This window comes from Aquimarina rhabdastrellae (genome assembly GCA_947387485.1).
Taxonomy (GTDB): domain Bacteria; phylum Bacteroidota; class Bacteroidia; order Flavobacteriales; family Flavobacteriaceae; genus Aquimarina.
Window position 1 is genome coordinate 1 of record CANDNT010000015.1, and the last position, 21,964, is coordinate 21,964.

A 21,964-nucleotide genomic window follows, 5' to 3' on the forward strand; every position below is an offset into this window, starting at 1 on the left:
GACGATGACAATGACGGGATACCAGATACAGTAGAGACAGGTGGAGTAGACCCAACGACAGATGCAGACGGAGACGGAGTACCATTATACCTGGATGATGACGATGGAGATGCAGGAGTTGGAGACGATAACAATGCAGTGGAATCAATCTATGATTACGATGGAGACGGCGTAGCGAATCACTTAGACATAGATAGTGATAATGACGGAATCGTGGATGTAATCGAAGCAGGCGGGACAGATCCAGATGGAGACGGAGTAATAGGTACAGGAGCGATTACGGATGCAGATGGCGATGGGTTATCAGATGATGTAGATAATATCGATAGCGGAAGCGGCGTAGGCGAAGTAACCAGCGGAAGCCCATTAGCAGTACCAAACACAGATGGGACAGGAGGAGTAGACTACTTAGACATAGATGCAGACGATGACGGAATTGTAGATAATATTGAAGGACAAAGTACAACTGGTTATATAGCACCGAGCGGAAATGATACAGATGGAGACGGTTTGGACGATAGCTATGATGTAGACTGTATACCTTGTGGAGCGATTACAGGGCAACCTATAACACCAGTGAATACAGATGCAACGAATTTAAATAGCGATACAGCTCCGGATTATATAGATACTGATTCTGATGGAGATGGAGAAGATGATGCTATTGAAGCATATGATACCGATGACGATGGAGTTGCAGATACGGTTCCTTCAGGAAGTGATGCAGATGGAGATGGATTAGATGATAATTATGATACAGATGATGCGAATCCAGATGTTACAAATGGAGGACAAACAGCAGGTAATCCATTCCCAGATACAGATATAGTAGGAGGAGAACCTAACTGGAGAGAAGATAGAGTAGCATTACAACTTACAAAAACAATAACGACTTCTCAAACAGAAGTAGGACAGGTTATTACCTATGATATAGAAGTACGTAATACAGGAAATGTTGCTTTGACTAATATAGAAGTGACTGATCCTAATGCAGATGGAGGTATTGTAACAGGTAGTCCTATAGCGAATTTAGCAGTAGGAGGAACAACAATAGTGACAGTATCACAAACTATAACACAGGCAGATGTAGATGCTGGATATATAGAGAATAGTGCTACAGCTACAGGAGATTCATCTATAGGAGTAGATACTGTAACAGATGTATCTGATGCAGGAGATGAAGCAGTAGAGACTGCAAATGGAGATGGAACTACAGATGGTGATCCTACAAATGACCCTACAGTAACTGTAATACCTGCAACACCAGAATTAGATGTAGTGAAAACAGTAAGTAGTATTACAGATAATGGAGATGCTGTTGTTGGAGTTGGAGATGTTATCAATTATGAAATCACAGTAACCAATACAGGAAATGTGACAATTAGTAGTGTAAGCTTGAATGATGTCTTAACAGATGCAAACGGAAATCCATTAACATTAACGTCAGGACCTATTTATCAAGATCCAGGAACAGGTACTGTAGAGGGAACGATAGAAGTTGGGACAACAGCGACTTATATAGCTACTTATACATTAACTCAAAGTGATGTAGATGCAGGAGGAGTAGAGAATAGTGTGATAGCAACAGGAACTGCACCAGATGGTACTACGACAGTTACAGATACCAGTGATGATGGTGATGATAGTGATGGTAATACCGAAGATGATGTTACAGAGACTGTAATAGTACCAGATCCAGAATTAAAAGCTGTTAAAACAATAGCAAGTATTACAGATGATGGAGACGGAGAAGTAGGAGTAGGAGATATCATTAATTATTCGATTAAAATTACGAATACAGGAAATGTTACAATAAATAATATAACCTTAAATGATATTTTAACAGATGCCAATGGAAATGTATTAACCTTAACATCAGGACCTACCTATCAAGATCCAGGAACAGGTGCTATAGAAGGTACTATTGAAGTTTTAGACACAGCTTTATATGATGCTACCTATATTATTACACAAAGTGATGTAGATGCAGGAGGTGTTAATAACACTGTAGTAGTAACAGGTTCAACCCCAGCAGGAGGAGCGGTAACAGATATGAGTGATGATGGCGATGACACTGATGGAAATAATGAAGATGATCCTACAGAGCTTATAATAACACCAGATCCAGAATTAGATGTAGTGAAAACAGTAAGTAGTATTACAGATGAAGGAGATGGAGAATTAGGAGTAGGAGATACAATCAATTATGAAATCACAGTAACTAATACAGGAAATGTAACTATAGATAATGTAAGCTTGAATGATGTCTTAATAGATGCAAATGGAAATGTATTAACCTTAACGTCAGGACCTACTTATCAAGATCCAGGAACAGGAGCTGTAGAAGGAACGGTAGAAGTAGGAACAATAGCTACGTATATAGCTACTTATGTGTTAACTCAGAGTGATGTAGATGCAAGAGGAGTTCAAAATAGTGTGATAACTAACGGAACAGCACCAGATGGTACTACAACAGTAACAGATACCAGTGACGATGGAGATGATAGTGATGGTAATACCGAAGACGATACTACCGATACTTTAATAACACCAGATCCAGAATTAGATGTAGTGAAAACAGTAAGTAGTATTACAGATGAAGGAGATGGAGAATTAGGAGTAGGAGATACAATCAATTATGAAATCACAGTAACTAATACAGGAAATGTAACTATAGATAATGTAAGCTTGAATGATGTCTTAATAGATGCAAATGGAAATGTATTAACCTTAACGTCAGGACCTACTTATCAAGATCCAGGAACAGGAGCTGTAGAAGGAACGGTAGAAGTAGGAACAATAGCTACGTATATAGCTACTTATGTGTTAACTCAGAGTGATGTAGATGCAAGAGGAGTTCAAAATAGTGTGATAACTAACGGAACAGCACCAGATGGTACTACAACAGTAACAGATACCAGTGACGATGGAGATGATAGTGATGGTAATACCGAAGACGATACTACCGATACTTTAATAACACCAGATCCAGAATTAGATGTAGTGAAAACAGTAAGTAGTATTACAGATGAAGGAGATGGAGAATTAGGAGTAGGAGATACAATTAACTATGAAATCACAGTTACCAATACAGGAAACGTGACTATAGATAATGTAAACTTGAATGATGTCTTAACAGATGCAAATGGAAATGTATTAACCTTAACATCAGGACCTATTTATCAAGATCCAGGAACAGGAGCTATAGAAGGAATGGTAGAAGTAGGAACAATAGCTACGTATATAGCTACTTATGTATTAACTCAGAGTGATGTAGATGCAGGAGGAGTTCAAAATAGTGTAATAGTTACAGGTACAGCACCAGATGGAACTACGACAGTTACAGATACCAGTGATGATGGTGATGATAGCGATGGTAATAGCGAAGATGACACTACTGATACAGAGATAACAAGAGTACCAGGAATCGAGAGTCAAAAAGTAGTAAGTAGTATCACAGACAATGGAGATGGAACATTAGGAGTGGGAGATACTATTAACTATGAAATTACAGTAACCAATACAGGAAATGTAACCTTGACTAATGTAGATGTAACAGATACACTTCTAGATAATAATGGAAATGTATTAACCTTAACATCAGGACTTACCTATCAAGATCCAGGAACAGGAGCTATAGAAGGAACGATAGAAGTTGGAACAACAGCTACATATGTAGCAACGTATGTGTTAACTCAGAGTGATGTAGATGCAGGAGGAGTGCAAAATAGTGTGTTAAGTAGTGGAGATAGTCCAGATGGAACAGAAGTTACAGATACCAGTGATGATGGTGATGATAGTGATGGTAATACCGAAGACGATACTACTGATACCGAAATAACAAGAGTACCAGGAATCGAGAGTCAAAAAGTAGTGAGTAGTATCACAGACAATGGAGATGGGACATTAGGAGTAGGAGATACTGTTAACTATGAAATTATAGTAACTAATACAGGAAATGTAACCTTGACCAATGTAGATGTAACAGATACACTCACAGATAATGACGGAACTGTATTGACTTTAACATCAGGACCTACCTATCAAGATCCAGGAACAGGAGCTGTAGAAGGAACGATAGAAGTTGGAACAACAGCTACATATATAGCAACATATGTGTTAACTCAGAGTGATGTAGATGCAGGAGGAGTACAAAATAGTGTGCTAAGTAGTGGAGATAGTCCAGATGGAACAGAAGTTACAGATACCAGTGATGATGGTGATGATAGTGATGGTAATACCGAAGACGATACTACTGATACTATAATTATAGCAACTCCAGAATTAACATTAACCAAAACAGGCGCATATATAGATCAAGATGGAGATGGAAGTACTAATCCAGGAGATATTATCAGATTCACATTTACTGTAGAAAATACAGGAGAACTTACTGTAAATAACCTTACTATAGATGATCCGATAATAGGAATAACAGGAATAGCTGTAACACCCGCAATACTTGCTCCTAATGAAATAGGAACGGCTACAGTTGATTATGTTATTACACAAGATGATATCGATAACGAACGATTTATAAACAGTGCTACTGTAACAGGTCAAGATCCAGATGGAGTTGATGTGATAGATGTATCAGATGATGGAGATGAACTTACAGATAGTGATGAAGATCCAGACAGTGATCCTACAAATGATCCAACAGTAACAAGCTTAGCATCACCTAACCTTGAGTTGACCAAAATGGGAATGTATGTAGATATCAATAATGATGGATTGCCTAATGCAGGAGATATTATTGAATATACATTCACTATAGAAAATACAGGGAATGTGGCAATTACTAATATAATAATTACCGATCCATTACCAGGTATAGAAATGAACGGAGGACCAATAGACTTGTTACCAGGAGAGAGAGACGAAACAACATTTACAGCTATTTACACATTAACAACAACAGATGTGTTTAACGGAAGTGTTAGCAACTCTGCAACAGCAACAGGACAAGATCCAGGAGGAAATGATGTTTCAGATGTTTCAGATGATCCTACAGATCCTACAGATGTAGATACCGATAATGATGGAGATGGAGAAGATGAAACAGTAACAGATATTATTAATAATGAAGAAGATGGTATTGTTATCTACAATGGTATAACACCAAATGGAGATGGAACTAATGATAACTTTAGAATAGTAGGTCTAGAAGAATTCCCTAATAATACATTAAGAATCTATAACAGATGGGGAGTTCTAGTGTTTGATGCTCAAGGGTACGAACAAGCAGGAACTAGGTATTTTGAAGGAATTTCAGAAGGACGAACAACTATTCGAGAAAGCGAAATGTTACCAGTAGGAACATATTACTACATCTTAGAATATGAAACCGAATCTGGAGTAGGAAAAAGTAGATCAGGATACTTATACATAAACAGATAAACAACATCAACAAAATCTCACAGATGATTTTTCATCTGTGAGACTTAAAAAAAGCCAATTATGAAAACATTAAAAACAATTAAAATAGTTGCCGTGTTGAGTTGTCTATTTTCGGTAATGGCATATGGACAACAAGATGCACAATATACACAGTACATGTATAATACTATAGCAATTAATCCAGCCTATGCCGGAAGTAGAGGAGTGATGAGTATAACAGGATTGCATAGAAGTCAGTGGGTAGGTCTAGATGGAGCACCGCGATCAATAACCTTATCAGGAAATACACCATTAGGAAAACGAAATCAAGTAGGATTAGGAGTATCTATAGTAAGGGATGAAATAGGACCTACAGAAGAAACTTATTTTGATATTGATTTTTCATATACGATTAGAACATCAAGAAAAGGAAAACTAAGTTTAGGATTAAAAGCAGGTGGACATTTATTAGATGTAGACTTTGATAAATTAACCAAGTTTGATATCAATGATCCTAATTTTCAGAACTCTATAGAAAATAAATTTAGTCCTAATGTAGGAATAGGATTTTACTATCATACAGATAAGTTCTATGCAGGTATAAGTGCTCCTAATTTATTAGAAACAGATCACTTTGACGAAAGCGCAACTGTAGGGCAAAACAACGCTTCGAGCTTTATTGCTAGAGAACGAATCAATTATTATTTCATTACAGGATATGCATTTGATTTGAGTACAGAGATAAAACTAAAACCAGCAGTATTAGTTAAAGCAGTATCAGGAGCACCATTACAAGTAGATCTATCGGCAAGTTTTATGTTCTATAATAGATTTATTGTAGGAGGAGCATATCGATGGGATGCAGCATTTAGTGGCTTGTTAGGGTTTCAAGTATCTAATTCTATGTTGATAGGTTTGGCATATGATAGAGAAACTACAGAGCTTGGTAATACTAGTTTTAATGATGGAAGTTATGAAGTACTAGTACGATTCGAATTATTCAAAACATATAATAGAATTATTACACCTAGATTCTTTTAATACTAAACAAATTGATTTATGAAAACAAAAAGATTAATAAGTACGGTCTTGATGATCTTAGTTACTTGTTTAGTAATAGCACAAGAAAAAAGATTAGCCAAGGCAGATAAAAACTTTGAAAAATACGCATATATAGATGCTAGGAAGGTATATCTAGAAGTAGCCGAAAAAGGATATAAATCACAATCTCTATACGAAAAACTGGGAGACTCGTATTATTTCAATAGTGATTTTGAAGAAGCAGGGAAATGGTATCATGAATTGATAAATGATTATGAAAATGAAGTAGGAGCAGAATACCTTTTTAGATATGCGCAATGCTTAAAGAGTATAGAGAGATATAACGAAGCAGATAAAGTGATGGAGCAATTTAATGCAGTTGTAAACTCTGATGATAGAGGAAAAGTCTTTATGAAAACCAGAGATTATATGCATTTTATCGATGTGCAGTCGGGTAAATTTGATATTTCTTCAATGAATATAAACTCAAAACAATCAGATTATGCACCAAGCTTTCATAAAGATGCTATTGTTTTTGCATCCTCTAGAGATGGAGGTACAGCAAAGAGGATTGTACATGAATGGAACGAAATGCCGTTTTTAGACTTATATACGATAACTCCTGATGGAGAAGATAAAGAACCAGAAGGATTAAGAGGAAATATTAATACTAAATTTCATGAATCCTCTGCTGCGTTTAATGCTACAGGAGATACTATGTATTTTACTAGAAATAATTATACAAAAAGTGTCTTAAAAGAAAACAAAGCAGGAACAGCTTTATTAAAACTATATAGGGCGGTAGCTTCAGGAGACAAATGGAAAAAAATAGAAGAATTACCATTTAATAGTGATGAATATTCAGTATCTCATCCTAGTTTATCTAGAGATGGAAGATGGTTATACTTTGCGAGTGATATGCCAGGAACAAGAGGGCAATCAGATATTTTTGTAGTAGAAGTTTTACCTAACGGAAATTTTGGAACACCAAAAAACTTAGGAGAAACAATTAATACAGAAGGAAGAGAAACATTTCCATTTATTACGTCTTCAGGAAAATTATTTTTTGCAAGTGATGGGCATACAGGTCTAGGAGGACTAGATGTTTTTGTAGCAGAAAGAGAAGAAGATACCTTTTTAACTCCGTTTAATGTAGGGCGTCCAATAAATAGCCCAGAAGATGACTTTACATTTATTATAGATGAAGATTCAAAAACAGGATATTTTGCAAGTAATAGAAAAGGAGGAGAAGGAAGTGATGATATCTATAAGTTTGTACAAACAGAACCATTAATAACTAAATGTCAGCAATATATAAGTGGGGTAGTCACAGATAAAAACTCAGGAGAAATATTAGCCAATACTATAGTCACCTTAGTAGATGAAAATAATCAAGAATTAGAAAAAATAGAAACAACAGCTACAGGAAGGTATAGATTCAATATAGATTGTAGTAAAGAATATATCGTACGTGCAAGTAAGATTAATTATGGTTTTACAGAAGCACAAGTGACATCAAGCGAGATACTTGAATATGATTTTGATGTTCCTTTAGCACTAGAACGAGATGATTTAGTTAATAAAGAAGTAGGGCCAGGAGATGACCTATTTAAGGTATTGAAATTGGAACCTATATATTTTGATTTAGATAAATATTATATCAGAGCAGATGCAGAAGTAGAACTACAGAAAATTATAGCTGCATTAAGACAATATCCAGAACTTAAGATAGATGTAAGATCACATACAGATAGCCGATCAAGTCGCTGGTATAATAAAAGATTAAGCGAACGAAGAGCACAGAGTACCATTAAATATATAATAAAAAAAGGAGGTATTGCCAAAGATCGAATAACTGGGCGAGGATACGGAGAATACGAACTACTTAATAAATGTAAAGATGGAGTAAAATGTAGTGAAGCAGAGCATCAATTAAATCGTAGAAGTGAATTTATCATAATGAAATAATTAACTAAAACTAACTAACCATTAAAACCATTAACTATGAAAAGATTATTAATAATAGCTACTGTATTAGGAATGAGTAGTTATATGCAAGGACAAGACTTACCTCAAAATCCTAAGCCAGGAGAATGTTACATTCGTTGTACAACACCAGATGTATACGAAAACAAAGAAGAACAAGTAGAGGTTACACCTGCCTATAAAAAAATAAAAACATATCCAGCTACATATGAAACAGTAACAGAAAGGGTATTAGTAAAAGAAGCTTCAAAAAAATTAAGAGTAATACCTGCAGTATACGAAACTACTACGGTTACCTATATTAAAAAGCAAAGTGCATCGACATTAAAGGTAATACCAGCAGTATTAGGAAATGGATCAGAAGTAGTTGAGACTAAACCAGCATATGCACAGTGGGAATTAGGATCACCAGCACCAGATTGTGAGTCTAGTAATCCAGATGATTGTAGATATTGGTGTTATAAAGGATATCCAGCAGAATATGTTTCTATTCCTACTCGAGTATTAAAACAAGATGCAAATACAGAACGTAATCCGATAAACGAAAAAAAAGCTACCTATAAAAAACTAGTAGTAAAAGAACCTGCACGAGTAGTAGAAGAAGAAATTCCAGCAGAATATGCAACTGTAAAGAAAACGGTATTAGTAAAAGATGCTTATACAGAAGAAATATCTGTACCAGCAACATATAAAACAGTATCAAAAGAGGTATTAGTTAAAAAAGGAGGATTGACAGAGTGGAAAGCAGTAGAATGTGCTCTAGTAGAATACTCGGCATTACCGATCAATTGGAATTTAGGAAGTGCAACATTAACAGCGCAAGCAAGAAAATTAATTGATACTCGATTAATGCCTGTATTGGCCAATAATCCAGGAACTAAAATGGAAATTGCATCTCATACAGATTCTAGAGGATCAAAAACAAGTAACCAAGAACTTTCAGAAAGAAGAGCACAAGCTGTAGTTAATTATTTAATTACAAAAGGAGTCAATAATAGTCGATTAGTAGCTAATGGATATGGAGAAAAGCAATTAAAAAACAGATGTGCAGATGGTGTATCATGTACAGAAAGAGAACATGCAGTAAACCGTAGAACAGAGTTTAGATTAATAAATAATTAAAAGATAGAGTTTTAGATTAATTATGAACAGAGGAAAGAATCTGCAAGGATTCTTTAGGAAAGAGCAGTTTATCTGCTCTTTTTTAATTTAAAAATGTTAAAGTTTGTTAAAAAATGTGATAAAATGGTTAATGAAATACAATATAGTATCATTTTTTTAGAGGTTTTGTAGTAAAAAAATGAGATATAGAAGAAAATAATAGTAAAAAATAAATCGTTAAAATGTAGTGTTTTATAATAGTATAAGTATGGTATAACAATACTGCAAAAAATGAAATATAGAAATAATAAATCATGACAGAAAAAAAATTAAAGTTTTATAAAAGTAAAAAATAATGGTTTTCTAGTAAAAAGAATGAGTTTTGAACATAATATGATATTGTTTGGTGTGTAATTTATTGGTAATCAGTATTTTTTGTATATTGAATACAACATAAAACTCAAAACTTTTACATATGAAAAGAATGTATACAATGGTCTTCCTAGCCATGTTTTTAGGAACGACAATGTTTGCTCAAAACATGAGAAGTGTAGTTCAAAATCATTTGGACAAAACACAAAAAAGTTCGAGACTTACCTCTGGAGATGTCTCAGAATGGAAAATTAAAGATGTAGTACCATCGCTTAATCCAGAAATTCAACACATATATGTAAGTCAATATCATCAAGGAATTGAAATACAAGATGCGGTTTATAAACTTACCGTAAAGAATAATGAAGTAACGTGGGAGATTAATAAGTTTATTGATGATATTTCATCAAAAATTACGCAAACAAAAGCCTCGTTAACTCCAGAAGCAGCCATTCAAAAAGTAGTAGCAGATCATCAATTAGCCTCTCCTAGATTGGTAGCAACAAAAGCTAAGAATGGAGATAAGCTTATTTATGAAAATTCGGGAATTACATTAGAACCTATCGAAGTAAAAAAAGTTTATCAAAAAGTAGGAGATGAATTAAAATTAGCTTGGAATGTAAGCTTGTATGAAAAAAGTGGAGAACACTGGTGGAATGTAAACGTAGATGCAGCTACAGGAAAAGTTTTAGAAACAGAAGATTGGGTATTACACTGTAATTTTGGAGGTGGAGATCATGCAAATCATAAGCATGAGACTATAGCCAAAGAAGAAAACGTTAACCTATTTAAGAACCAACCTATAGAAGTGCCAGCAATTCCTACAGCAGCAGCATTAGTAGGAGGAGGAAGCTATAATGTATATCCAGTACCTATTGAGAGCCCTGCTCATGGTAGTAGAACGATTGTTACAGATCCAGCAAATGCTACAGCTTCTCCATATGGATGGCATGATACAAATGGTGTAGCAGGAGCAGAATACACAATTACAAGAGGTAATAATGTATGGGCGCAAGATGATATCAATGGAAATAACGGAACAGGATCATCTCCAGATGGAGGAACTTCTTTAGATTTCGATTTCCCGATTGATTTTAGTCAGCAACCAGGAACGTACTTAGATGCAGCAACTACAAACTTATTCTATTGGAATAATATTATGCATGATGTATGGTATCAATATGGATTTAATGAAGCTAGTGGAAACTTCCAAGAAAATAACTATGGAAATGGTGGAATAGGAAGTGATTCTGTAAATGCAGATGCACAAGATGGAGCAGGAACAAACAATGCAAATTTCTCTACACCAGCAGATGGAGGAAATCCAAGAATGCAAATGTTCTTATGGACAACAGCAAATCCAAGATTAGATGGAGATTTAGATAACGTAATTATAGCACATGAATATGGTCACGGTATCTCGATTAGATTAGTAGGTGGACCTTCTACAAATGGTTTAGGAGGATCAGAGCAAATGGGAGAAGGATGGTCAGATTGGTTTGGATTAATGTTAACGATGAAAGCTGGTGACACAGGAACAGCTTCTAGAGGAGTTGGTAGCTATGCTTTAGGACAAGGAGCAAATGGAGGAGGAATTCGTCCTACACCATATTCTACAGATACTTCGGTAAACGGAACAGATTATAGCGACATCAATTCATTAGCTGTACCACATGGAGTAGGATATGCTTTTGCTACAATATTATGGGATTTAACATGGGCATTAGTAGATCAAGAAGGATTTGATTCTGATTTCTATAATGGAACAGGAGGAAATAACATAGCAATGGCTTTAGTTATTGAAGGATTAAAGAATACGGTAAATAATCCAGGATTCGTTTCAGGAAGAGATGGTATTCTTCAAGCAGATCAAGACTTATATAATGGACAATACAACTGTTTAATCTGGAGTGTATTCTCTGCAAGAGGAGTAGGTTTAGGTGCAAACGAAAATAACAACGGAGGATCAAATACAAATAGTGATCAAACAGTTTCATTTGTGAATGGATGTAACAATAATGGAGGTTGTACTAATACGGTAGCAAGCTTCCCATATAATGAAGGATTTGAAGGATCTACAGGAGATTGGACACAAGAAGCAGGAGATGATTTAGATTGGACAGTAGATTCAAATGGTACGCCTTCTAGTGGAACAGGACCAAGCAGTGCTGCAGAAGGTAATTCATATATCTATGTAGAAGCATCAGGAAATGGAACAGGATACCCTAATAAACGTGCAATTTTAAACTCACCATGTCTAGATTTAAGTAATGTATCTTCAGCAAGTCTTGGTTTCCAATATCATATGCAAGGTAATGCTGTAGGAACATTAGCTGTAGAAGCAAGAACAGATAATGATGGAGCATGGACATCAATCTTTAATATTTCTGGAGATCAAGGTGCAGATTGGAATACTGCCAATGTTAGCTTAGGAGCTTATGTAGGTAACGCAAGTGTACAATTGAGATTAAATGTATTGACAGGATCAAGCTGGCAAGGAGACATCACTATAGATGATTTAAGTATAACAGAAGGAGGAGCACCGTCTGGTTGTTCTGGAGGAGTATCAAGTTATCCTTATGCTCAAGGATTTGAAAATACACTAGGATTATGGACTCAAGGATCAGGAGATGATTTAGATTGGACAATAGACGCAAATGGAACACCTTCTAGTGGAACAGGACCAAGCAGTGCTGCAGAAGGTAATTCATATATCTATGTAGAAGCATCAGGAAACGGAACAGGATATCCTAATAAACAAGCGATTTTAAACTCGCCATGTTTTGATCTTACAGCGATGAGTGCTGCTAGTTTAAGTTTCCAATATCATATGTTAGGTAATGCAGTAGGGACATTAAATGTCGAAGCAAGTACTAATAATGGATCATCTTGGACATCAATCTTTAGTCTTTCGGGATCTCAAGGATCAAACTGGAACACAGCAGATATTGATTTGGCAGCTTATGTAGGAAATTCTGTACAACTGCGCTTAAATGTAGTAACAGGATCAAGTTGGCAAGGAGATATTACTATTGATGATTTAAGAATAGCAGATAGTAATGTTGTAGAATCTACAGATATATGTGATGGAGTAGATCCTTATAGTGGATCAACAAGCTACTTACCAGGAGATCGTGTAACATATAATGGTACGCTATATGAAAGAACAAATACTGGATGGACTATATTAGGACAATGTGGTACTTCTGCATTGGCAAGCTCATTTGGAGGTGTAGAAGAAGTAGCAAGTTTAGGAGAAGATCTTCAAATAAGATTATATCCTAACCCTGTTAAAAAAGGAGAAACACTTCATATTAGTATCTTAAATGGAGCTGCAAATACTTCTTATGAAGTAGTAAACCTTGTAGGACAAACTGTGCAAAAAGGTAAGGTAGAGAATAACCTTATTCAAGTAAACGAACTACAATCAGGAATGTATATACTTAAAATACAAAACCAAGAACAAAGTGTGATTAAGCGATTTGTAATGGAATAATTTTAAGTAAATAAAATGAATAAAAGAGCGGCTATTGTGTAAACAATAGCCGCTCTTAAGTTTATATAAAAGTGAGTGTTAGCATAAAAAAAACGTTTTAACATATACTTTTTGCAAGTAATTTAAAAAATGATCGACTTAGAATTCAGTAAGTTATAATTTGGAGATTAAATAAAGAGTATAAAATTTAATGCTATATAGTAATAAAGATTTAGGGGATCTTTATTAGGATAAAGTATTGCTTTTGATTCCCCAAGATTAAGAGCAGGAAAGCATAGAGGTTATATTCATTGACAAAGACGTAAACAATGAATTTTAAACGGTATGTGTATACAATAATACTAGTTTTGCTGGTGAGTATAGGATATGCTCAGCAACAACAATTAAAGAAAGCAAACGAAGCATTTGAATCTTTAGCATATATAAAAGCAAGAAAGATCTATAAAAAATTGATCAAAGATGGGGTTCATTCTATAGAAATTTATCAGCGAATAGGGGATACATACTATCAAAATGCAGCATTTAAAGAAGCCGCATATTGGTATAAAAAAATGATAGATACATATAAAACAAAAGTTACTTCAGAATACCTGTTTAAATATGTATTGAGTTTAAAAGGATTAGGGGAATATCAAGAAGCAGATGAAATTGTAGAAGATATACAACAAAAGAAAGATGCTATATCTCAATTACAAAAAACCGAAACATATTTAAATAATATAAATGCACGATCAGGAAAATTTACAATAGATACATTGTCTATTAATTCGATTTACTCAGAATATGCACCTAGTTTTTACAAAGGAGAAATAGTATTTGCCTCTTCAAGAAAAAAAGGAGGAGGGTTTAATTATATCCATCAATGGAATGAAGAACCATTTTTAGATTTGTATAAAGCAGATACAACAGGAAAAATTGTACCTCTTAAAGGAAGAATAAATACAAAACTACATGAATCTTCGACTACCTTTTCAAAAGATGGAAACACAGTATATTTTACAAGAAATAATTATACCAAAAGAAGAGTACAAGAAAATAAAAAAGGAACGATCTTATTAAAAATATACAAAGCAACTTTTGATGGGAAACGATGGAAGAATATAGAAGAATTGCCATTCAATAGTGACGAATATTCTATATCACATCCATCCTTATCAAAAGATGGAAAATACCTTTATTTTGCTAGCGATATGCCTGGAGGATTTGGCCAATCAGATCTTTATAGAGTAGCGATATATGAAGACGGAAGTTATGGAGAACCAATGAACTTAGGAGATAAAGTAAACTCTAAAGGAAGAGAAACATTTCCGTTTATAAGTGATAAAGGGAGATTGTTTTTTGCAAGTGATGGACATGAAGGATTAGGAGGATTAGATGTATTTATGATCGCACCAAATCAAAAAGGAGATTTAATGCCATATAATTTAGGTAAACCTATTAATAGCTCAGAAGATGACTTTACATTTATCATAAACGAAGAAGATAAAATGGGATATTTTTCTAGTAACCGTAAAGGAGGTAAAGGAGGAGATGATATTTATATCTTTAAACAAATAGCGCCATTACGTACGGATTTTATGCCTATAAGAGGAGAAAGAAAACTTAAAAAACATCTAGAAGTTAAATCTAATCCAGAAAGTTTTTAGATTAAAAAGTTTACAACAACTAGTATGATCCATACTAAATAAATTAATATGTTTGTGAGGTGGATCATAAAGAAAAGATAATGTCATTAGTAGATACGCTAGAACAAGGTTTTTTTGGTATAGGAATACAAAATGGTAAAACCCCAGAAAACTTGGGAGTATTGTGGAGATCAGCTCAAAATATGGGAGCTAGCTTTATTTTTACGATAGGAAATAGATATGCAAAACAAGCATGTGATACACATAAAGCTGTAGGAGCAATGCCGTATTTTCATTATGCCACTTTTGAAGACTTCTATGAACACCTACCCAAAGGAGCTATGTTAGTAGGAGTAGAATTAACAGAGGATGCAGTACCGTTAGAAACATTTCATCATCCACGAAGATGTGTTTATTTATTAGGCGCAGAAGATCACGGACTTTCTAAAAAAGCAATAGAAAAATCACATCATCTTATTAAATTTCAATCTACATTAAGTCTCAATGTAGCTGTAGCAGGAAGTATAGTAATGTATGATAGAGGTATAGCAAAACCTAGATCATAATTAATCTAGTTACTACATTAAACTTGATAGTCTACGGTAATAATTTATTTGCCCTAAGTGATAATTGAGATGAGCCAATAAATGAGATAACATAAAGGCATTAGACACAATACCAGGATTAGACGCCGAAGGTGATTCAAGAGGATAATCAGATAAAAATTCACTCTCGATAAGATTATTAAGGGTAGTATGTACTATAGAATGTGTCTCATTTACCAGACGTAAAAGTTCTTCTTTAGAAAGATTGCGAGTAGAAAATTCAAGGTCTCGCTGTCTAATATATCCAGTCTTACCTAATACAGCTCCAATAAAATGATTTAGATTACCTACAAGATGGAGACATAATGTTCCTGCAGAATTAGTAACATCTGCTTTTATAACCCATAGAGATTCATCATTAGGAAAAAGAGTTATTTCATTACTTAAATTTTGTAGCGCCCGATCATAAAGGATAATCATTGTGTTTTTCATCTATTTGAGTTTTTTAAGGTTTAATAATAAAATGAGGAAATTAAAATAAACTGTAATAATTAAGATTGACCTCATTTTATAATTCGCAATCTTTCCCCTTAAGTTAATACTTTTTTGACAAATGAGTTAACTATGCCAGATAGTCAAGATAAGGGATTAAATATTTTAACACACAACCGTAATAATATTACGGTAAAACCATAAAGAAAATCAAATAAAACTTTAGATATTGCTAGTTGTAAACAAAACAGTTTATTTTATAATTGAAATTGTTTGTTTTGTAAGTGTAGGGAGAAGACAAGATAGCAATAAAAAAACGGATAAAGTTATGGGAATAAAGAGTTTAAAAGAAGCCATTTTATTAAATGATTTTAGAAAAGAATTAACCCCAGAAGAACGAAAAATTATAAGAGAAGAAATATTAAAAGAGTCCAAAGTAATAATTGAAACAATATTAAATGATGTAAAAATAGCTCAAGAAGAAGAATGAAAAACAAGAGCATTTACTAAAGAAATTTAATTTCTATATAGTAAATGCAGTATATTAATTTTCTTCAGAAGATTTTTTTTGAGAGGTAATAAGTTGTTGTAATAAATCTAGAATAGTATCCTGATTAACAAGAGATCTAGTTTGAGCTTCAGTAATTACTTGAATATAGTCTTCTGTAGAATTTAATTTTTTAAAGATTTCTTCAGAAACCATACCTAAAATATCAGAAGTAACAGCTTTTGAAGCTTTAGAAGTATCCTCATCAGGATTTAAATAATTTTTGATAAAAAAATCATTATCAAGTTCATCTAGGAAATAATAAATACTTTGATTGATAGCTTTGGCTACCTTTAAGAGAAAACTAACCTTGATGTCTTTAGATTTAAGTTTACTCTCTAAGCTTTGAGGAGAAATACCAAGTTTGGCAGCTACCTCTACTTGTTGAAAGCCCGAACTTTTGATTTTTTCTTTAAGGAACTCGCCGGTCATGGGATTGATATTTTATGAATAATAATGAGATTTGTGGTGCTATTTGTTTTTGAGTACGCAAACAAAGAAAAAACATTTTTAAGCAGTAAGCAAATAAAATGAATTGATAAAGAGGAAGAAGTAGGGAAAAATTGACAAAAATTAAAGCTATTTTTTTTGAGTTGCTAGTAGAATTTGGTCAAGCTTTTCTAATATCTCATCTTGATTAAGTAGCGTACGAGTTTGGGCTTGAGTGACTACTTGTATGTGATTTTCTGCAAGATCTAACTTTTTAACAAGTTCCTCAGATACCATTTCACTCACAGGAGTATCAGGGATAACAGGATCAGATGTCATACTATTATCAGAAGAGTTATTATAGTCTTTTATATAGTATTGTTGTTGAAGTTCATCAAGAAAAAAATAAATGTTTTTGTTTAAAGCACGAGCGACCTCAAGTAGAAAGCTAACTTTAATATCCTTGGATTTAAGTTTACTTTCAAGGCTTTGAGGAGTGATTCCTAACCTAGAAGCGACTTCTACTTGTTGAAAACCTGTGCTTTTAATTTTTTCTTTAAGAAACTCACCTGTCATTATTTTTATAAATAGATTTGTTTATAATAAATAAAAATGTTTATATTTGTTTTTGAGTACACAAACAAAGTAAATGCTTTTTTTATGAGTAAACAAATAAAAAGCAAGGAGCTACCAGCTGAAACGAAACAAATAAAGGAAGATTATTTCTATGGAATAGGGTCATTGATTGCTCAAAAGTTAAACCTGTCAAAAACATACGTAAGAGATGTATTGAGAAACAAATACCCAGAAAGGAAAACAAAGAATACAAGGGAGATTATAGAATTGGCAAATAAATTAATGGAAGATCATATTAAAAATCATTAAAGATAACTAAGAGGATCTTCTCTAATAAGCTGAACATAATCTTATGGCTACGAATGAGGAAAATAGCACAAACAAGGAAAAATTTACTAGAGAAGTTATTAATGGATTAAACATTGATTGGCATAGCTTTACAAAAGGAGTTGCTAATAATATGCGATATGAAACAATGTTGAATAATTGGATTCAAAAATTATATCAAAAAAAGTTTCCAAAAAAAGAAGCACTTATTCTTATCAACAAAGCAAGACGCTTTTACTATATCCAATCAAGTAACATGAGTACAGATGTCTAATTATTAAAAGAGTACGAAGAGTAAATGAAATTTAAAACAACAAATGAAAGAAGAGAAAAAGTAGAAAATTGGCTGCATAGGCATAGAGATATTATTAATACTCACGCTATTGATAGAGAAATAGGCGTGGCAGAAGGTAGTATCCAAAAGTTTTTAAAATATAATAGAAGAATTAATGATCAACGTATCGATGCACTATACCTTATGATAGATAGAATGAATTCTTAATAAAGAAATAAAAAGAATTTTGTTAAGATGAGGTATAGACGTCAAAGAGATTTTTATATCTTTAAAATATAGATAGAACTTAACAAGAAACTAACATCATTTGAATTCATTTATAAATTACGTAAAACACTATATAGCACTTTCTCAAGAAGCAGAACAAGCTTTGATTGCATTAATAAAAGAAGAGCAATTTGATAAGGGTGATCAAATTCTAGAAATAGGGAAAACCTGTAAGCGACTATATTATATCACTTCAGGAACCATGCGTACCTTTTATTATAAAAATGGAAAAGATATAACCAATTGGATTTATCCAGAACATACAATGGTAACTTCATGGCATAGTTATATTTTACGTAAACCTTCATCAGAATATCTTGAAGTTATAGAAGATCAAACTAATGTCTTGTCATTAACCTATGATCAATGGCAAGAATTGTATCAAGAATATCCAGAATTAGAACGTTTTGGAAGGATTATTCTAGAAGAACAAATGGCGCTTATTGATGATTATTATAAAGGCTATTATTTTATGACAGCCAAAGAAAAATATGATCTATTATTAGAGTTTTTTCCAGATGTCACATTAAGAGCCAATTTAGGACATATAGCTTCTATGTTAGGAATGTCTCAAGAAACACTAAGTAGAATACGAGGGAAGTAAAATAGGATGAAAGGAATTACCACAGTCATCAATAGTGTTCTATTATTCCTTATAAGTGTATTAGGGATTACGTTATATATGCTTAATAAAAATAAGCAAAACGTAAAAAAAACAGAAGAATATGTAGTTCCTATAGTAGTAAAGAAACCTATAATCTTAACAAAAGAAGAACAAGAGGGAAAAGAAGTTTATGAAGAAAACTGCTCGATGTGCCATAAAATGTTTAAAAAGGATGGCCATTTTGAAGATATATTAGAAAGATATCCAGTAGATTTTATTATAACGTTTACTAGACAAGAAGATTCTCTATTACAAATTAAGGATCCAGTTACTGTAACAATTAATGAGGAATATAATCGGAACTTAGCCGAACATCAATATAAAGAATTGTCTGCAGATGAGATAAGGAATATGCTTGATTATATCAGAAAAGTATATTGAAAACCAAATTATTTCCATTGTTTTTGTTGCGCAGGAGTTAAGAATGTCCACGCCACAAAACGAGTAACCTTATTACCTTGATGCATAGTTATAGTATGAACTTGAGTAGCACCTAGTTTTTTAAGTGAAGTATACATACTTTTTAAGTTTTCTTTTTTAGAAACAAGAATAGTAAACCAGAAACAATTGGTCTTATATAGAGAACTCTCATATAAATAAGTATGTAAAAAAGCTTTTTCACCACCTTTATACCATAATTCATTAGACGTACCAGAAAAATTGCGATTCCCAGTAACTTTTTTTAAACCTTGTTGTTTTCTGTCATTGGCCTGTTGTGCTTCTTTGGCAGAACCGTAAAAAGGGGGATTACATAAGGTAGCCATAAAACGATCAGAAGGAGTAATGATGCCGTTAAAAATCTGTGATATATTGTTTTGGTGTCGTAAAGAAATATTGGATTGAAGTGAATTCTTTTTTATAATCTTTTTTGCATGAGTCAAAGAAGCTTTATCAACATCTGTAGCGGTAAAATTCCATTGATAAGAAGCATTACCTAATAGAGGATAAATACAACTAGCTCCAGTACCTATATCCAAAAGATGAGGTGTTTGCGAAGACTGAGTTTTTTTAATTAAATCCGCAAGATGATGAATATAATCAACTCTACTAGGGATAGGGGGGCAGAGGTGAACATCTGGAAAATCCCAAAAATTGAGATTATAATAGGTAAATAAAAGTGCCCTATTAAGCTTTTTAACTGCTTTTGGGTTTGCAAAATCAATTGTAGTTGTCCCATATTGGTTAACAAAAACAAACTTATGCAAAGGAGGATATTGGGTGCATAATAATTCTAGATCATATCCAGATTGATGTAGATTCTTATGATGAAAAGAAGATTTTGACATAAATAATAGCAGTATAGAGGTGCAAAAATATCAAAAAGCTAAATCTTTTAAATAACATTAACGCATTATAATAAGAATTATCTTTGCCTCATGACAAAGAATATCAAGAATCAGAAAGCTATACTAGAAAAATTAAAGATAGAACGTCTTAATCCTATGCAAGAAGAAGTGCAACATGCCATTCATGCGTATCCAGAAACTGTAGTATTATCACCTACAGGAACAGGAAAAACGTTAGCCTTTTTGTTACCTATATTAGCGCAATTAGAACAAGACCTTATACAAGTGCAAGCTATGATTATTGTTCCGTCAAGAGAATTGGCGATACAAATAGAACAAGTCGCAAGAGAGATGGGGACAGGTTTTAAGATTAATACAGTATATGGTGGGCGAGCTTTTGCGAAAGATAAAGAAGATATAAAACATCCTCCAGCGCTTTTGATAGGAACACCAGGACGTATAGCAGACCACATGCGTAGAGAGACAATGGATATGAGTGCAGTAAAGATTTTGGTACTTGACGAATTTGATAAATCCTTAGAGGTAGGTTTTGAAAAAGAAATGAAAGAAATTGTTCAAGCATTACCTGCTATAAATAAAAAAGTCTTGACTTCGGCAACTCAGGGAGTTGAAATTCCAAGTTTTTTAGGAATAACTGAGACTCAAGAAGTAAATTATTTAGGAGATAAAAATGAAAATTTAACCATAAAAACAGTTATAGCTTCAGAGAAAGATAAATTAGAAGCCTTAAAGAACACACTGTATCATATAGGAAATAAGCCCGGAATAATTTTTTGCAATTTTAAGAATACGATTCAATATGTAAGTACGTATTTAAAATCAATAGGGATTGATCATGGATGTTTTTATGGAGGTATAGAACAAAAAGATAGAGAACGAGCACTGATTAAATTTAGAAACGGAACATATCAAATTCTTTTAGCAACAGATCTTGCGGCAAGAGGAATAGACATACCAGAATTGCAATTTATTATCCATTATCAATTACCCATACATAAAGAAGAATTTACTCATCGTAATGGACGCACAGCTAGAATGCATAAATCAGGAACAGCTTATGTATTACAGTGGGAAAATGAAAATGCACCAGAGTTTATTACATCAGCAGAAATTATAGAACCACAAGAAAATAAACCATTAAACCCATCACCATGGAAAACTCTTTTTATATCAGGAGGTAGAAAAGACAAAATATCAAAAGGAGATATAGCTGGATTATTTTGTAAACAAGGAGGATTAGATAATGAGAGTTTAGGCATTATAGAACTTAAAAAAGACTGCGCTTTTGTAGCTGTGAAAACGACAGAAATATCTCAATTATTACAAAAAGTTGATAATAATAGACTTAAAAAGAAAAAAGTAAGAGTTAGAGAGATCTAGAGAAATAAGATCTCAAGATGTTGATATTTAGCGCTATTCCGTAAGAGTGGCACTTTTTTTATAGAAAAAAAACAACTCTACATTTGTAGAATTAAAAAGTTTTGTTCTATATTTGTAGAGTAAGATTTACAAATG

The 21,964-nt window shown here is 33.3% G+C and carries 18 protein-coding genes; 14 read left to right on the top strand and 4 right to left on the bottom strand.

Going from position 1 to position 21,964, the window contains the following annotated elements; translation table 11 throughout:
- The 7 genes from ACYEKI_RS17210 to ACYEKI_RS17240 form a co-directional block, all read left to right on the top strand.
- Positions 1 to 5,400: DUF7507 domain-containing protein (locus ACYEKI_RS17210; RefSeq protein WP_459212446.1), on the top strand; the 5,400-nt coding region annotated here is incomplete at its 5' end.
- A gap of 60 nt (positions 5,401 to 5,460) precedes the next feature.
- Entirely contained in the window at positions 5,461 to 6,420 is a 960-nt protein-coding gene (locus ACYEKI_RS17215) for a PorP/SprF family type IX secretion system membrane protein (RefSeq protein ID WP_459212447.1), read from the top strand.
- A gap of 18 nt (positions 6,421 to 6,438) precedes the next feature.
- The gene (locus tag ACYEKI_RS17220; protein ID WP_459212448.1) at positions 6,439 to 8,388 is read left to right on the top strand and encodes an OmpA family protein; all 1,950 of its coding nucleotides are present in this window, start codon (positions 6,439 to 6,441) and stop codon (positions 8,386 to 8,388) included.
- A gap of 36 nt (positions 8,389 to 8,424) precedes the next feature.
- Complete coding sequence (locus ACYEKI_RS17225) at positions 8,425 to 9,528, top strand: OmpA family protein (RefSeq protein WP_459212449.1); 1,104 nt, start codon at positions 8,425 to 8,427, stop codon at positions 9,526 to 9,528.
- Positions 9,529 to 9,982: 454 nt separating this feature from the next.
- Positions 9,983 to 13,375, top strand: coding sequence for a M36 family metallopeptidase (locus ACYEKI_RS17230; protein WP_459212450.1), 3,393 nt, complete (start codon positions 9,983 to 9,985; stop codon positions 13,373 to 13,375).
- 308 nt (positions 13,376 to 13,683) lie between these two features.
- A complete protein-coding gene (locus ACYEKI_RS17235) occupies positions 13,684 to 15,021 on the top strand; it encodes a hypothetical protein (protein ID WP_459212451.1) in 1,338 nt (445 codons plus the stop codon).
- A gap of 80 nt (positions 15,022 to 15,101) precedes the next feature.
- Positions 15,102 to 15,566: an RNA methyltransferase gene (locus ACYEKI_RS17240; RefSeq protein WP_459212452.1), complete on the top strand. Its 465-nt coding sequence runs from the start codon at positions 15,102 to 15,104 to the stop codon at positions 15,564 to 15,566.
- Positions 15,567 to 15,578: 12 nt separating this feature from the next.
- On the opposite strand, the gene ACYEKI_RS17245 is transcribed toward ACYEKI_RS17240, so the two are convergent.
- On the bottom strand, positions 15,579 to 16,037 hold the full coding sequence (locus ACYEKI_RS17245) for a DinB family protein (protein WP_459212453.1): 459 nt from the start codon (positions 16,035 to 16,037) through the stop codon (positions 15,579 to 15,581).
- A gap of 328 nt (positions 16,038 to 16,365) precedes the next feature.
- On the opposite strand from ACYEKI_RS17245, the gene ACYEKI_RS17250 reads away from it, so the two are divergent.
- Positions 16,366 to 16,527 carry a hypothetical protein gene (locus ACYEKI_RS17250; protein ID WP_459212454.1) on the top strand — a complete coding sequence of 54 codons (162 nt, stop codon included), beginning with the start codon at positions 16,366 to 16,368 and terminating at the stop codon, positions 16,525 to 16,527.
- 54 nt (positions 16,528 to 16,581) lie between these two features.
- Here the strand turns inward: ACYEKI_RS17250 and ACYEKI_RS17255 are convergent, their stop codons facing one another.
- Together ACYEKI_RS17255 and ACYEKI_RS17260 are read right to left on the bottom strand one after the other, a co-directional pair.
- On the bottom strand, positions 16,582 to 17,016 hold the full coding sequence (locus ACYEKI_RS17255) for a helix-turn-helix domain-containing protein (protein ID WP_459212455.1): 435 nt from the start codon (positions 17,014 to 17,016) through the stop codon (positions 16,582 to 16,584).
- Between the two features lie 147 nt (positions 17,017 to 17,163).
- The gene (locus ACYEKI_RS17260) at positions 17,164 to 17,589 is read right to left on the bottom strand and encodes a hypothetical protein (protein WP_459212456.1); all 426 of its coding nucleotides are present in this window, start codon (positions 17,587 to 17,589) and stop codon (positions 17,164 to 17,166) included.
- An 84-nt stretch (positions 17,590 to 17,673) separates the two neighbouring features.
- Here ACYEKI_RS17260 and ACYEKI_RS17265 point away from each other — a divergent pair, with 84 nt between their 5' ends.
- The 5 genes from ACYEKI_RS17265 (at position 17,674) to ACYEKI_RS17285 (ending at position 19,523) form a co-directional block, all read left to right on the top strand.
- Complete coding sequence (locus ACYEKI_RS17265; RefSeq protein ID WP_459212457.1) at positions 17,674 to 17,898, top strand: hypothetical protein; 225 nt, start codon at positions 17,674 to 17,676, stop codon at positions 17,896 to 17,898.
- 43 nt (positions 17,899 to 17,941) lie between these two features.
- Entirely contained in the window at positions 17,942 to 18,190 is a 249-nt protein-coding gene (locus ACYEKI_RS17270; protein WP_459212458.1) for a hypothetical protein, read from the top strand.
- 24 nt (positions 18,191 to 18,214) lie between these two features.
- A complete protein-coding gene (locus tag ACYEKI_RS17275) occupies positions 18,215 to 18,418 on the top strand; it encodes a hypothetical protein (RefSeq protein WP_459212459.1) in 204 nt (67 codons plus the stop codon).
- Between the two features lie 100 nt (positions 18,419 to 18,518).
- Positions 18,519 to 19,082: a Crp/Fnr family transcriptional regulator gene (locus ACYEKI_RS17280; protein WP_459212460.1), complete on the top strand. Its 564-nt coding sequence runs from the start codon at positions 18,519 to 18,521 to the stop codon at positions 19,080 to 19,082.
- Between the two features lie 6 nt (positions 19,083 to 19,088).
- Entirely contained in the window at positions 19,089 to 19,523 is a 435-nt protein-coding gene (locus ACYEKI_RS17285; protein WP_459212461.1) for a c-type cytochrome, read from the top strand.
- Between the two features lie 8 nt (positions 19,524 to 19,531).
- Here the strand turns inward: ACYEKI_RS17285 and rlmF are convergent, their stop codons facing one another.
- Positions 19,532 to 20,428, bottom strand: a complete 897-nt coding sequence (gene rlmF / locus ACYEKI_RS17290) for a 23S rRNA (adenine(1618)-N(6))-methyltransferase RlmF (RefSeq protein ID WP_459212462.1) — start codon at positions 20,426 to 20,428, stop codon at positions 19,532 to 19,534.
- A 90-nt stretch (positions 20,429 to 20,518) separates the two neighbouring features.
- On the opposite strand from rlmF, the gene ACYEKI_RS17295 reads away from it, so the two are divergent.
- Complete coding sequence (locus tag ACYEKI_RS17295; protein ID WP_459212463.1) at positions 20,519 to 21,829, top strand: DEAD/DEAH box helicase; 1,311 nt, start codon at positions 20,519 to 20,521, stop codon at positions 21,827 to 21,829.
- Positions 21,830 to 21,964: the final 135 nt, after the last annotated feature.

Bases quoted from the DNA above. Each gene is read 5' to 3' on its own strand.
- ACYEKI_RS17215 (WP_459212447.1), top strand. From the start codon at position 5,461: ATGAAAACATTAAAAACAATTAAAATAGTTGCCGTGTTGAGTTGTCTA.
- ACYEKI_RS17220 (WP_459212448.1), top strand. From the start codon at position 6,439: ATGAAAACAAAAAGATTAATAAGTACGGTCTTGATGATCTTAGTTACT.
- ACYEKI_RS17225 (WP_459212449.1), top strand. From the start codon at position 8,425: ATGAAAAGATTATTAATAATAGCTACTGTATTAGGAATGAGTAGTTAT.
- ACYEKI_RS17230 (WP_459212450.1), top strand. From the start codon at position 9,983: ATGAAAAGAATGTATACAATGGTCTTCCTAGCCATGTTTTTAGGAACG.
- ACYEKI_RS17235 (WP_459212451.1), top strand. From the start codon at position 13,684: ATGAATTTTAAACGGTATGTGTATACAATAATACTAGTTTTGCTGGTG.
- ACYEKI_RS17240 (WP_459212452.1), top strand. From the start codon at position 15,102: ATGTCATTAGTAGATACGCTAGAACAAGGTTTTTTTGGTATAGGAATA.
- ACYEKI_RS17245 (WP_459212453.1), bottom strand. From the start codon at position 16,037: ATGAAAAACACAATGATTATCCTTTATGATCGGGCGCTACAAAATTTA.
- ACYEKI_RS17250 (WP_459212454.1), top strand. From the start codon at position 16,366: ATGGGAATAAAGAGTTTAAAAGAAGCCATTTTATTAAATGATTTTAGA.
- ACYEKI_RS17255 (WP_459212455.1), bottom strand. From the start codon at position 17,016: ATGACCGGCGAGTTCCTTAAAGAAAAAATCAAAAGTTCGGGCTTTCAA.
- ACYEKI_RS17260 (WP_459212456.1), bottom strand. From the start codon at position 17,589: ATGACAGGTGAGTTTCTTAAAGAAAAAATTAAAAGCACAGGTTTTCAA.
- ACYEKI_RS17265 (WP_459212457.1), top strand. From the start codon at position 17,674: ATGAGTAAACAAATAAAAAGCAAGGAGCTACCAGCTGAAACGAAACAA.
- ACYEKI_RS17270 (WP_459212458.1), top strand. From the start codon at position 17,942: ATGGCTACGAATGAGGAAAATAGCACAAACAAGGAAAAATTTACTAGA.
- ACYEKI_RS17275 (WP_459212459.1), top strand. From the start codon at position 18,215: ATGAAATTTAAAACAACAAATGAAAGAAGAGAAAAAGTAGAAAATTGG.
- ACYEKI_RS17285 (WP_459212461.1), top strand. From the start codon at position 19,089: ATGAAAGGAATTACCACAGTCATCAATAGTGTTCTATTATTCCTTATA.
- rlmF (WP_459212462.1), bottom strand. From the start codon at position 20,428: ATGTCAAAATCTTCTTTTCATCATAAGAATCTACATCAATCTGGATAT.
- ACYEKI_RS17295 (WP_459212463.1), top strand. From the start codon at position 20,519: ATGACAAAGAATATCAAGAATCAGAAAGCTATACTAGAAAAATTAAAG.